General features: G+C 23.5%; 16 protein-coding genes. 8 read left to right on the forward strand and 8 right to left on the reverse strand.

Annotation, left to right across the window (positions count from 1 at the left end):
- Window positions 1-125 precede the first annotated feature (125 nt).
- The 6 genes from ACICQF_RS01795 to ACICQF_RS01820 all read right to left on the reverse strand — a co-directional run bounded on the left by ACICQF_RS01795 (window position 126) and on the right by ACICQF_RS01820 (window position 4225).
- Window positions 126-368 carry a hypothetical protein gene (locus ACICQF_RS01795; protein ID WP_395473470.1) on the reverse strand — a complete coding sequence of 81 codons (243 nt, stop codon included), beginning with the start codon at window positions 366-368 and terminating at the stop codon, window positions 126-128.
- An 18-nt stretch (window positions 369-386) separates the two neighbouring features.
- Window positions 387-509, reverse strand: a complete 123-nt coding sequence (locus tag ACICQF_RS01800) for a hypothetical protein (RefSeq protein ID WP_338973864.1) — start codon at window positions 507-509, stop codon at window positions 387-389.
- Window positions 510-1105: 596 nt separating this feature from the next.
- Complete coding sequence (locus tag ACICQF_RS01805) at window positions 1106-2359, reverse strand: hypothetical protein (RefSeq protein WP_395473471.1); 1254 nt, start codon at window positions 2357-2359, stop codon at window positions 1106-1108.
- A gap of 244 nt (window positions 2360-2603) precedes the next feature.
- Window positions 2604-3140 (reverse strand): hypothetical protein, encoded by a 537-nt coding sequence (locus ACICQF_RS01810; protein WP_395473472.1) that lies wholly within the window; start codon window positions 3138-3140, stop codon window positions 2604-2606.
- A 72-nt stretch (window positions 3141-3212) separates the two neighbouring features.
- The gene (locus ACICQF_RS01815; RefSeq protein WP_395473473.1) at window positions 3213-3809 is read right to left on the reverse strand and encodes a hypothetical protein; all 597 of its coding nucleotides are present in this window, start codon (window positions 3807-3809) and stop codon (window positions 3213-3215) included.
- Between the two features lie 266 nt (window positions 3810-4075).
- The gene (locus tag ACICQF_RS01820; RefSeq protein ID WP_395473474.1) at window positions 4076-4225 is read right to left on the reverse strand and encodes a hypothetical protein; all 150 of its coding nucleotides are present in this window, start codon (window positions 4223-4225) and stop codon (window positions 4076-4078) included.
- Window positions 4226-4265: 40 nt separating this feature from the next.
- On the opposite strand from ACICQF_RS01820, the gene ACICQF_RS01825 reads away from it, so the two are divergent.
- The 3 genes from ACICQF_RS01825 to ACICQF_RS01835 all read left to right on the forward strand — a co-directional run bounded on the left by ACICQF_RS01825 (window position 4266) and on the right by ACICQF_RS01835 (window position 6704).
- Window positions 4266-5216, forward strand: a complete 951-nt coding sequence (locus ACICQF_RS01825) for an IS30 family transposase (RefSeq protein WP_395473475.1) — start codon at window positions 4266-4268, stop codon at window positions 5214-5216.
- A 191-nt stretch (window positions 5217-5407) separates the two neighbouring features.
- A complete protein-coding gene (locus ACICQF_RS01830; RefSeq protein WP_338957670.1) occupies window positions 5408-5707 on the forward strand; it encodes a hypothetical protein in 300 nt (99 codons plus the stop codon).
- 148 nt (window positions 5708-5855) lie between these two features.
- Window positions 5856-6704 carry a hypothetical protein gene (locus tag ACICQF_RS01835; protein ID WP_395473476.1) on the forward strand — a complete coding sequence of 283 codons (849 nt, stop codon included), beginning with the start codon at window positions 5856-5858 and terminating at the stop codon, window positions 6702-6704.
- 72 nt (window positions 6705-6776) lie between these two features.
- On the opposite strand, the gene ACICQF_RS01840 is transcribed toward ACICQF_RS01835, so the two are convergent.
- Both ACICQF_RS01840 and def read right to left on the reverse strand, forming a co-directional pair.
- Window positions 6777-8489: a ribonuclease J gene (locus ACICQF_RS01840; protein WP_395473477.1), complete on the reverse strand. Its 1713-nt coding sequence runs from the start codon at window positions 8487-8489 to the stop codon at window positions 6777-6779.
- Window positions 8490-8649: 160 nt separating this feature from the next.
- Window positions 8650-9240, reverse strand: coding sequence for a peptide deformylase (gene def / locus ACICQF_RS01845; protein WP_338980486.1), 591 nt, complete (start codon window positions 9238-9240; stop codon window positions 8650-8652).
- Window positions 9241-9341: 101 nt separating this feature from the next.
- On the opposite strand from def, the gene ACICQF_RS01850 reads away from it, so the two are divergent.
- The 5 genes from ACICQF_RS01850 (at window position 9342) to ACICQF_RS01870 (ending at window position 12867) form a co-directional block, all read left to right on the forward strand.
- Complete coding sequence (locus ACICQF_RS01850; protein WP_338957664.1) at window positions 9342-9899, forward strand: RsmD family RNA methyltransferase; 558 nt, start codon at window positions 9342-9344, stop codon at window positions 9897-9899.
- 14 nt (window positions 9900-9913) lie between these two features.
- Complete coding sequence (gmk, locus tag ACICQF_RS01855; RefSeq protein WP_395473478.1) at window positions 9914-10492, forward strand: guanylate kinase; 579 nt, start codon at window positions 9914-9916, stop codon at window positions 10490-10492.
- Between the two features lie 189 nt (window positions 10493-10681).
- On the forward strand, window positions 10682-11131 hold the full coding sequence (locus ACICQF_RS01860) for a hypothetical protein (RefSeq protein WP_395473479.1): 450 nt from the start codon (window positions 10682-10684) through the stop codon (window positions 11129-11131).
- Between the two features lie 285 nt (window positions 11132-11416).
- Window positions 11417-12091, forward strand: coding sequence for a diadenylate cyclase (locus tag ACICQF_RS01865; protein ID WP_252320291.1), 675 nt, complete (start codon window positions 11417-11419; stop codon window positions 12089-12091).
- Window positions 12092-12093: 2 nt separating this feature from the next.
- A complete protein-coding gene (locus ACICQF_RS01870) occupies window positions 12094-12867 on the forward strand; it encodes a type III pantothenate kinase (RefSeq protein WP_395473480.1) in 774 nt (257 codons plus the stop codon).
- Window positions 12868-12869: the final 2 nt, after the last annotated feature.

Consider the following 12869-nt stretch of genomic DNA (forward strand, 5'->3'; position numbering starts at 1 on the left):
TCATAAACTCTTTGTTGTATATCTACTACTTGAAAATATAAATCATCATTAGCAATATAAATTAAATAACCACTAATTCCTAATTTACTTAATTTAAAAATATAATTTCAATTTTTTCTATAAAATTATTGCTGAATTAAGTATTTTTTAATAGTTTCATTATTAATATCTAATGGAGCATTATATAAATTAGCATTATTTTCTGCTACAAAATCAGTGAAATAAGTTTCATGATTAAAATCATTAAAACCAAAATAATTTAAAATTGAAGCATGAGTACTTTTATTTTTATTTGTTAAAAATTTTACTTTTTCATTTTGATTATCACTAATATTACTTTTATCTTTTCTAAAAAATCTACTTAACATAATATTCACCACCTTTCTTTAAAATATTTGATTAATTTTTAATACAATTTTTACAATAATAAATATAATTAAACCAGCAACAGCAGAAGATAATAAAACTCCAATTAAACCTAAAATAATTTTTATAATTTTAAAAATCATAATATTATTCCTGTAATTCTTCTAATCTTTTAAAAATATAATCTCTACCCATACCCCACATTATTCTATTGTTATAAATATTAATTTCAGTTTGTTGGTTATTGTTATTATTTGCTATTCATAAACTACTTTTTACAACGCTTGTATCTAATTGATAATAAAAATTAATTATTTGTCAACTATAATTTTTATTATTTTCTTTAGTTGTATAATCACCATAACTTATATATATTCTATAATGTGTTTTATCTTTAAATATATATTTTATATAATTTTGATTATTATTATTTTTATCTGTTATAACTTCTCCTACTTCTTTTCAATTTGAACCACTTGGACTGGGTTGTGGTTGTTTTTCTAATATTTCATTAATTGCTTGTAATAATTTTTTATTTTGAGTTTTTAATATTTTATATTCATTATTTTCTAATAAATCCTTACAAAGTAATGAATTTTCTTCATCATTTAATGAAACTTCATTTGTTTCAGTATTATATTTAAAATAATCATTTGAAAATTTTTTATCTTTTATTTTTTTGTTTTAATTCATTAATAGCACCAGTAACAGTTTTATTAGTAGTTTCTAAATTAGGAATTTATTGACCAACAGCATTTAATTGAAATGCAATCGGAAATTGTGCTTTTGTATCTTCTAATTTTTTATCTACTTCTTCTTTTTTATAATAATCTGATAAATCTACTTTACCACCAGTAGCACTAATAGTATTAGTTTTTTCATCAATCTTAATATTTTCACCAGCAGTTAATTTATTTTGCTTTTTATCTAATAAATTATTAGTTTCTATTTTTGTATAGTAATCACGTTCAGTATTTTCTTCTGCTATAAATTCAGTTGGTGTACCTTTTCCAATATATTGATATATTTTAGAAATAAATCCTGAGTAATATGTTCCAGGTGTAGCACTTGCACGAATTTTATAATTACTGCAAGTTAAATATAATCTAATATTATTAATTTCATCTGAATAAAAAGTATCTAATAGAGTATATGATTTTATTGCAGATTCTTTATCTAATTTAAATATAGATTTTCTAGTATATTTATATTTATAAATATCACTTTCATAAATATAACCTCATATTACTAATATTTCTTTATTTAAATTATCAGTTGAAAGTTCATTTGATATTTCTTTTCATAATGGACTAGTTTCAATATTAAATCAGTTATTTTTAATATCATCAATATTTTGTTTATTAATCTCAATTTTATTTTCTAATAATTTGATATTATTATCAACTTTAGTTTCTGATAATTTAATAGTATTTTCATTAGTAGTAATTCGTTTTTGTTGTTTAGCAGAAAAATCACAAGTTGGTGCATGTGTATAATCACCAATTTGTGGATTATTTTGTAATGCTTCGGGTGGTAATGTACCAATTTCATCAGGTCAATCTAAAATAATTGTTTCAGTTTCTTTATCATAATCAGTTGCAACATAACCTTTATTAATAAATTTACTAACAGGACCTCTATACATTTCATTTTCATTATCATCAACTAAATCATCATATAATTTAATTTGTTTTAATAATGTAAATTCTTTTTGTTCTTTTATTAATTCATCAACTTGATTTCTAGTATAAAATGCTTTTAAGTCAATTTTTTCAACATCTATTTCATCATCATTATAACTTGAAAATATTTGTTTTAATTCTGTTAATCTTGCTCATATTTTCATTCTACTAGGTGCTAAATCTCAAACATTAATTGTAGGAGTACTATTTCCACTAAATTGAGTACCATTATTAAATTGAATAGTAGCATCAACATTAAATTCAATTGGTGTACGATTAAATACTCAATGTTCAACCATAACATAAACCATATCTCTTAATGTTTCTTTAATTAATTCATCTTTAAAACTATCAAAAGGAAATTTAGATAAAATAAAATCAAGATAAGCATTAATATCATTTTGAGCACGAATAGCAAATGTTTTAAATCAATCATCAACATTAGGTCATGTCTGTATATATTGCTGTGGTGTTTCTATAATTTTTTCCAGTTAATGGATATCAGTTATTATAATTTTCTAGAATAACACTAGTTCAAAGTTTATTAATCATATTTTATCATGCCTTAAAAAATGTTTTTTTATAATGTTTAGTTTTTGTTTTAGTTTTTCTATGTGTTATATGCTCAATTTCTTTTTGTATTTTATTTTTACCTTTTTTTAATTTTTTCTTACTTTTTGTTAAAACTTGACTATATGCAAATTTTTCTAAATGATGTAATAATCCAGTACCAAATAAAGTATTTACTGAAAACTTCAAACCAACATTTTTAAATGATTTGTTAATATTTTCAATAGGATTATTAATAACATTTACTACTTTATGATAAGTTCTAATAGTTCTAAATATTTCTCTATATACTTTAAAACTATCTATTTGTTGAACAACTGGTGGAGCAAATGCTATTGCTTTTAATCATTTATTACGATTAACACCATAACCAATGTATCAACCACTATATCAACGATATCAATGAAATGGATGTATTTGAGTAACAAAAGTTTTTGCTTTAAGAATACTATCAACAATTGTAATTGGTTTATATTTAGGATTGCGATGATAAATAGTAATTGCACATTTATCTAATGACAAAGGTTGAACTTTACAACCTATAAATACTGGTGAATTTAATGGAATTAATTGTGCGTGTTTAATTGCTCGTTTTTATGCAATAGTAAATAAGTCAGTTGCTTTTTCTTTTAATTTATTAATTTTTTCAAATGCTTGTTTTTCTAAATTTTCAAATTTTTCTTGTAATTTATATATACTTTGTCGTATTTTTTCAAAATATGGTGTATCTTTTCAAAATTTATTAAAAGCCTTTTTTAAATAAAATCTAATATCAAAATATTTAAAAGTTTGATTTGCTTTTAAAACAAGTTGATGAATAATACTATTTTTAAAATTAAATTTAATAGCATTAGCACGAATTTTTTGTAAATCTAAAATTAAAATTTTTCCATATCTATTTTCTGTATGTATTGTATGAACTAAATTTAATCAATCATGTTGATTCATAGATAGTACTTTTTTTAAATCAGTATTAAATTTTTTTAAAAAGTTATTTGCTTTTTCGATATCTTTAATTTTAAATTTAGGAGTTAATTGTGGACTTAGTTTTATTAATGTATTTTGTAATAATAAGTGTTCCATTAATTTTTCTGTTTCTAGTCTTTGAAAATTATTTTTATATTGTCTTTCAGCAACATAACCTAAATCTCGTAATACTGTTTCACGATTAGGAGTAAAACTATAATTCATTAAATAACGTTTATTACCAATAATTTTATCTGTTAAAATTTCTTTTCCACTTACTTGACTAATAATTTCTTGTAAGTTTTTTGCTTCTTTAACACCAACTTGTTCTAATGTTTTAGTTTTTTGTGCTAACTTAATAAATTTAGTAGTGCGATAACCACGACTAATTTTATTAAGTCCAGCAAATACAGGAAGTATGTTAAAGAAAGTATTTAATTTTGTTACATTTCCTTTTAAATAATCATAAACTTGATTAATAGTAAAATCAGTTAAAATTCTACACCAACAGCACTAATACTAGCAACTAAATCACTTGCACCTAATCCAAGTGCTATACTTTCACTTAATCCACCAGGCTGAATTATACTTGTAAGTGCAAGTAAATAAAATTGCAAAAAATTCTCATATAAAAATTTCATAATGCTAAATTTAGTTTAGAAAAAAGTAAGGAGTTGTTATATGAGTTATAAACATCTTGGCATAGATGAAAGGATTTATATTGAGAATCAATTGAAATTTAAATTTAAAATTAGTGAAATAGCTAAAAATCTTAATCGAAGTATTAGTACTATTATTCGAGAAATTAATAGAAATAAAGATAATAATCATTATTTTTCATTAATTGCACAAAATAAAGCTGAAAATCGAAAACAATCACATATTAGTTTTCATAAGTTTAAAAATAAGAATTTAGTAAAATATGTACAACAAAAATTACTATTAGGTTGATCACCTGAACAAATTTATGGCAGAATTAAAAATTTTCATAAACAATGAGTTATTAGTTTTAAAACAATTTATACTTGAATTTATTTTGGAATGCTTGATAAAGTTACTAGTAAAAATTTAAGAAGAAAAGGTAAAAAACGAAAATCTAAAGAAAATCGTGGCAAGTTTAATGATAAATCAATTAAAGAACGAGATATAAATGTTAATGATCGTATAACACTTGGTCATTGAGAAGGAGATACTATAGTATCATCACGAGGTAAAAGCAAATCATGTTTAATAACTTTAGTTGAAAAAGTATCACGATTTACTTTAGCAATATTAGTTAAAAACAGAACTACTAAAGTTATTAATAAAAATGTCAGTTATTATTTATCAATTCTTCCTAAAAACATTGTTAAAAATATTACTTTTGATCGTGGCAAAGAATTTTCAAATTGACAACAACTTGAAAAAAATTTAGATGTAAAAATTTATTTTGCCAATCCATATTCACCTTGACAAAGAGGTACTAATGAAAATACTAATGGTTTAATTAGAGAAAAATTTCCTAAAAAATTTATTTTTTCAAAAACTAATAAAAATGAAGTTCATAAATTTATATTGTCTTTAAATCAAAGACCGAGAAAAATATTAAATTATCTTTCACCAATCGAATATTTGGATAGAAAAATAATTTAGTTGCACTTACCTTTACAATTTAGCAAAAAGAATTTATTAATAGTCTAAAATTTGAAGAGGAAAATTATTCATTATTGCATATAGCAGTATTAAATGATTGATAAAAATTAGTAACTTATTTAGTAACAAAATGATCAGTTGATATTGATTATAAAGATAGTTCGGGGAATTCAGCATGAAATCATGCTTGTATGTTACTAAAAAAAGAAAATGCTTTAGCAATTAAATCAAAAGTTCAAATAAATGAAGAAGATAGAATATTTTTAGAAAAAAATATTGATTTATTATCAAGAAAAAAATCTTGTTTTATTAAACCTTTAGATAAAAAAGATAAAAATGCTAATAAAAATAGATTTAACATTATAAATTATTATTATGATGTTGATGAAGTTGCTATTGATGCTTTTGATTATTTTAAAAATAACATAAATTTAATTGAAGATGATAATAATTTTTTAACAATTAATAATAAACAAACTTTACAAATATAAATGTAATTTTCATTTAATTATACAGATTAAATTTATACAATTAATTAAGTAAACACTCAAATCATAATAAAATAATAATTAATGTAATATAACAAAAATTGTATATAATAGGTATAGTAAAAAAGATTTAAAGATTAAGGAGAAAAATATGAATATTATAAAATCGGTATTAAGATTAATGTCAGCAGTTACTTTAACTACAGTTAGCACAAGCTCAGTTATTGCATGTGATAATCAAGATTTCGAAGAAAATTTATTAAATGCAAAAGTTTCACAAGGTTTAAAATTGACTAATGCTAATGGTGAAGGATTATTAATGCCTACTATTAATATTGATGAAAATGATAAATCACAAGTAACCTGAAAAATCAATCCAACTAATATTAAGGTAATAAATTTGATTAAAAATGATAAAAAAGCTAAAGATGAAGAAAGTTTTCAATTTTTAAAAAATGCCTTAAATATTAAAATTGATAGTGGCACAAAATTAGAAGATGCTATTTTTAATGAAACAGAATTAAATAATGTAACTACTATTATTTCAAATATTAATGTTGATTTAAATCCAGTAACAGACAAAAATGATTTTTACATTGTAAAAGGTTCATATAATATAATGTTTACAAATGGTGTTACAAAAACTGATAAATATAAAGTAGTTATAAAAACAAGTACAAACGGAGTAGTTGGTCATGATATTTTTCCAATTAAAAAAACAGATTTTAATAGTAATTTTCAAAGTGAATTTAAAGTAGGTCAATCAGTAAGTAAATTTCAAATTAAGAGTGATTTGACTTCAATGTTAGATAATTCTAAAGATAATGTTAAAACAATCTTTGGAATCCAAAAATTATTAAATAAAGGATCACTAAAATTATTAGTAGCAAAAAATGATAAATCAACAGGTAATTTTATGGCCAATGATAAAATTACAGTTAGATTTAAAATCGGTGAAGTTATGATTCTTGTAGGAGAAGAATTAATAGTTAACCCTTAATAATAACATCATATTCAATGCTAATTATGTTTAATAAAATATATCAAAAAAAATAAAAAATAGTTTTTAAAACTATTTTTTATTTAATATAACAGGAATAATTAAAGGGTTTCTTCTTTTCTTTTTAAATATATAAGGTGCTAATGTTGATTTGATAGCATTTTTTATTGTAGCAAAAGTAGGTCTTTCGCTTTTTAATACTTCATTAATAGCTTTTGTTAGTAATGATATTGCTTCAGATACTAAAGGTGCTGCATCACGAACATAGAAAGAACCGCGAGAAATAAACGTTGGTGGTGCTAATAATTTATTATTTTGTGAATCAATAGAAACAACAATTGCAATTAAACCATCTTTAGAAAGAATTTGTCTATCACGGATTACTGCAGCAGTTGTTACTCCTGACATATCTTTACCACCATCAACATAAATATGATCAGCAGCAATGCGTTTATCGCTTAAAGAACATTTACCATTATCCATAATAATTGGATCACCGTTAGCACAAATAAATATATTTTCTTCAGGGATTCCAATTGATACAGCTGTTTCTTTATGAACTTTTAACATTCGATAATCACCATGCATTGGCATAAAGTATGATGGTTTAATTAAATTTAACATTAATTTTTGTTCTTCTTGTGAAGCATGACCAGAAGTATGCAATCAATTTAATGGTGAATTTTCTTCAACAATCGCACTAAGTCGTGTTAGTTTATTAACTACTCTTTCAACGTCAGCACGGTTACCGGGAATTGCTGATGAAGAGAATATTATTGTATCACCGGGTATAATTTTTATTTGACGATGTTCGCGATTAGCAATTCTTGATAATGCTGCCATTGGTTCACCTTGGGAACCCGTACAAATAATAACAATTTGATTATTATCATATTTTTTAGCTTCTTCTGCTTTAATAAATGAACTATCACGAACTTTTAAATGTCCCATTTGACGAATAACATTAACTATTCTTTCTAAACTTCTTCCAACAACAATAACTTTTCTATTATGTTTTGTTGCAACTTCAATAATTTGTTGTAAACGGTGTACATTAGAAGCAAAAGTAGAAATTAAAATTCTGCCCTTCGCTTTAGCAAATATTTCACTAATTCTTTTAACAACAAGCATTTCTGTCATTGTATAACCGGGTACTTCAGCATTCGTTGAATCTGCTAAAAATAATGTTACTCCTTTTTGACCCATTTGTGCCATTTTATCAATATCTGCTTTATGACCTAAAGGTGTTCAATCGAATTTATAATCACCTGTTGTTACAACAGTTCCATTTGAATTTTCTACGCAAATTCCATATGCATCAGGAATTGAATGATTAACAGCAAAAAAACTAATAATAAATCTGTTAGTTTTAATTTTACTATTACCATCAACAATATTTATTTTTATTTTTGATTTTATTCCTTTGTCCTTAATTTTATGACGAATTAAAGCTGCTGCTAAGTTAGGAGCATAAATAGCTGGAATATCACTAATTTCTTTTAATAAGTATGGTATACCACCAATATGATCTTCATGACCATGAGTAATAAATATTCCTTTAATTTTATGTTTATTTTCTTTTAGGTAACTATAATCAGGAATTACTGCTTCAATTCCTGGCATAGAAGCATCAGCAAATTTTACTCCAGCATCAATAATAATAATTTCATTATCTTGTTCAATTACATAAGTATTTTTTCCAACTTCTTCTAGCCCACCAAGCGCAAAGATTTTCGTGACGAACTTTTTAACTGGCATAGTATTTTTTGTGGGTGTATCACTCATATTTTTTCTCCTTTATTCATTTTAAAATTATAAGGAAATAACATAAAACATAACATAAAAAAATGTAATGAATTTAATCATGTTTTTACTTATTACTTATTTGGTATATTATATTTAACTATAATAAAACAATTTAAAAACTTAAGTTTATCATTCTACTTTATATCATAATCCATTTATCATCATTAAGTCAAGGATTATCCTTATTAATGTGATGATAAAAGAGTTTTCCTTCTAAATGGTCTTGCTCATGTTGAAAAACAATTGCTTCATAACCTCTAACAGTTAAAGTTACTTTTTTCTTTTTTAAATAGTCATAACCTGTAACGTTGATTTTATAACTACGTGGAACTAAACCTTCATGAGGGTGATTAGTTACACTTAAACAACCTTCACCTTTTTTTAAATAAGCTATTTGTTCGCTTTTACCAATGATTTTTGGATTTATTAATGCATGTTCATAGTAAATAATCTTTTCATTTTTATCAGGAATTGGTAATAAAATATAATACATTTTTATATTTTCTCCAATTTGTGGTGCAGCAATACCAATAGCTTCGGTTAAAATGTTGTTAGCATTAAATTCTTTATCTTGTGATGCTTTTACTCAATCAATCATACGTTTCATAATATTTTCATCTTTAGGTGTTAATGGTAAAATAACATCAGCACAAGGTTTTAATAAACTAGGTTTTGTATCTTCAGTAATTCAAGATGCTGATGGTACTTCGTTTTGTAATTTTTTTAACATTGCAGATCCTTTCATCAGTTTGTAATAAATAATAAATTAAACTAATTTGCTTTTATCAAATTTAATGATAAAGTTATTATAAACTAAATTTTGGAGAAAACATGAAAATTATTGCTGGAAAATTAAAAGGAAAAAAAATAATTACTTTAGATGGTTTATCAACACGGCCAACATTAAATCGAATTAAAGAAAATATTTTTAATATTATGTTAAATTATTGTAGTTTTGAAGATAAAATTGTTGTTGATTTATTTGCTGGAAGTGGTAATTTAATTCTTGAAAGTTTATCACGAGGGGCAAAATTTGCTTTTGCAAATGATATTAATAAAGCTGCTTGTAATATTATTAATCAAAATTGTTTTGCTTGTAATTTACAAGAACAAGTTAAATTAAGTAATTTGGATTATCAAATTTTTAGTAAAACACTAGTACAACAGTGTGATATTGTTTTTATTGATCCACCGTTTGCAAATATTACTTGTCAACAGTGAATTATTGATTTCTTTTATAAAAATAATTTACTTGCTAATAATGCTTTAATTGTTTTAGAAACAAATGTACCACTTGAAAATTTACAATTAAATTTCCATTTTAAAGTAGTATCTAATAAAAAATACGGTAAAATATATATTAAAATAATTCAATTTTATGAAAAGTAGAAAGTAGAATGTAAATGGCACAAAAAAAAGGAAAATTAATTATTCTTTCTGGACCAAGTGGTGTTGGTAAGGGTGCAATTATTGCTAAATTATTTGCTGATAAATCATTAAATTTAGCATATTCAGTTTCGATTACAACAAGAAAACCACGTAATAAAGAACAAGATGGCATTAATTATTTTTTTGTTGATGTATCAACTTTTTTAAATCATGTTAAAGGTAATGATTTTTTAGAATATACAAATTTTATTGGTAATTACTATGGTACTAGTAAGAGTTATGTTTTAAATTTGCAAAATCAAGGTTATAACGTTATTTTGGAAATTGAGGTTGATGGTGCTAGTCAAGTTTTAAAAAATTATGAACATCGCAATGATATTATGAGTATTTTTATTATGCCTCCTTCTTATCAAGAATTAGAACAAAGAATTCGTATGCGTGCTAGTGAGTCAGAAGCAATTATTGAGAAAAGGTTAAATAAAGCAAAAGAAGAATTTAAAGTTCAACATGAATATGATTATATTGTTATTAACGATGACTTAGATATTGCTGTTAAAGAAATAACAGATATTATTAAAAATAATATTAATTAGTTTTTGATTTGATAGTTTAGAATTAAATATTAAAAACATTTAACGATGTTAATTTGTATAAAAATATAATAGTATAGAAAACTATAATACAATAATTTTATAAACTTAATATCAAGTTTATTTTAAATCCTATTTCTTTAATTTTAAAGTAATAGATTTTTTTATTTAATTAGAAAAGGTGAATAAAATATGGACGCTAAATCAATTGCAATCTCGCTAAAAACATTAGTCGGGTTAGGAAAAGTAATATCTGGAGGAAAAGAATCAATCAAAACCAGTAAGAGAAAAAATAAAGCAAAAGATAAGATAGAAAATCAAGTAAAAACATTAGAAACAAAAGTATTAACAGGATTAAAAGTATTACAAACATTAAAAGAAAAAGTATGAGAAGATGAAACATTAAAAGAATTAGTAGAATCTTTAAAAAAATTAGAAGAACAATTATCAAATGCATCAGAAAAATTAGAAAAATTAAAAACAGAACCAGCAACAGTAACAATCACAGATATATCAGTAGCATCAGTATGATTACAGGAAAAACTATCAAATTCACTAAAATTAATTGAAAAATTACAAACTAAATTATCTTCAAGAGAAAATAGTAAAGATAGTGATAATGATTTTTTAATAAAAGCATAAGTAAATAAGAATTTATCAACATTATCCGTAGTAAATAAAAATTATGTTCATAACACTGTACCAAATTTATAGTTAATAAAGATAATTAACAAATAATAATTTTATAAACTTATATAAGATAAAATCTAAAATTATCAAAAATATTAGTACTCCTTTTAAAAATAAATTTAAAAGGAGTATTTTGTAAATTATGATAAGTTGTTATACTAATAATATCAAAAATAATTTTTTTACTTTATAATTAAAGTAGTGGAATCAAAAAATAAAGGAATGGTGGTATTTAATATGAGTGTATTACCGTTAAATATTATTTCGACTGTAATTTCAGCAGATATTGGAACAGTTATTGCTGAAATAGCGGTTTTATTTGGAATAACCATTTCTTTATTAATGACAATTCTTATTTTAATAGTTATGAATACCTTTATTCGTGGTAAAAAAGTTTGATGAACAACAAGAAATAAATCTCATATGAAACTACTAGCAACTTCAGAAAAAAGAATGTTAGCAAGTGTTTTAGCAGAAGCAGTGATTAAATTAGCAGAAGAAAAAATTGGAGCACTAATTACTATTGAAAGGAATGTTTCATTAAATGAATATACTGATTTGGGAGTAAAAATTGATGGTGAAGTAACTTCACAACTATTACAATCTATTTTTATTAAAGGTTCACCATTGCATGATGGTGCAGTTATTATTCGTTTAGGTCGTATTGAATGTGCCTCTACTTATTTTCCACTAACTAATAAAAAAATATCTAGTCAATTTGGTTCACGTCATCGTGCTGCTATTGGAATATCAGAGCAAACCGATGCAGTATCAGTTATTGTTAGTGAAACTAATGGTTCTGTTTCAATAGCTCGTAGTGGTAAGTTTTTACAAGTTGAAAACTTAAATAATCTTGTTCGTACACTATATGATGAATTAGCTTCAACTAAAGAAATGGTTCAACAAGTATAATAATGAAAAGTTTGTTATTAGTAGATATTGGTAATACATTAATTAAGATTGCTATGATTAATGATAGTGAAATTATTGAACAATGAGCAGTAATAGAAACCAAAAGTAAAACTGCAATTGTTCAATTGAAAAAAGCATTTAAATTAAATAAAAAATTACATTTTGAAGAAGCTGTTATTAGTTGTGTTGTTCCAAATTTTTTAATAATAATAGAAAAATTAATTGTTTTTACATATAATTTAAAACCGTTAATTGTTGATTTTAATTTACTAAGTTCTTTACCTTTAAAACTTAATTTAGAAAATCGTCAATTAGGTAGTGATTTGATAGCATTATCATATGCTGCTTATACTAAGTATCACAATGCGATAGTTGTTAGTTTGGGAACTGCTACTACTTATAGTGTTGTTGTTAATGATGTTTTGGTTGGTGTTATTATTGGACCTGGATTTAGTACAAGTAAAGATGCATTGATTGATAATGCTGCTTTACTTGTTGATTTTGAAATGCAACATTATCAATCAATGTTAGGTAAAAATACTAATCATGCTTTATCAATTGGTTATGGTTATGGTTTTAGTGCAATGATTAATAGTATAGTTGCTAGAATTCAAAATGAAACAAATATTAGTTTACTTGTAATTTTAACAGGAGGTAGTGTACCAATTTTAAAATCTTATTTTGATTTTTCTTATATTTATGAACCACAAATGTTATTTTTAGGTTTAGTTGATATTATTAAATATTTTAGAATTAATAATAAAATAAAAGATTAATA

Origin of the sequence: Spiroplasma endosymbiont of Nomada rufipes (genome assembly GCF_964277355.1) — a bacterium.
Taxonomy (GTDB): domain Bacteria; phylum Bacillota_I; class Bacilli_A; order Mycoplasmatales; family VBWQ01; genus Spiroplasma_E.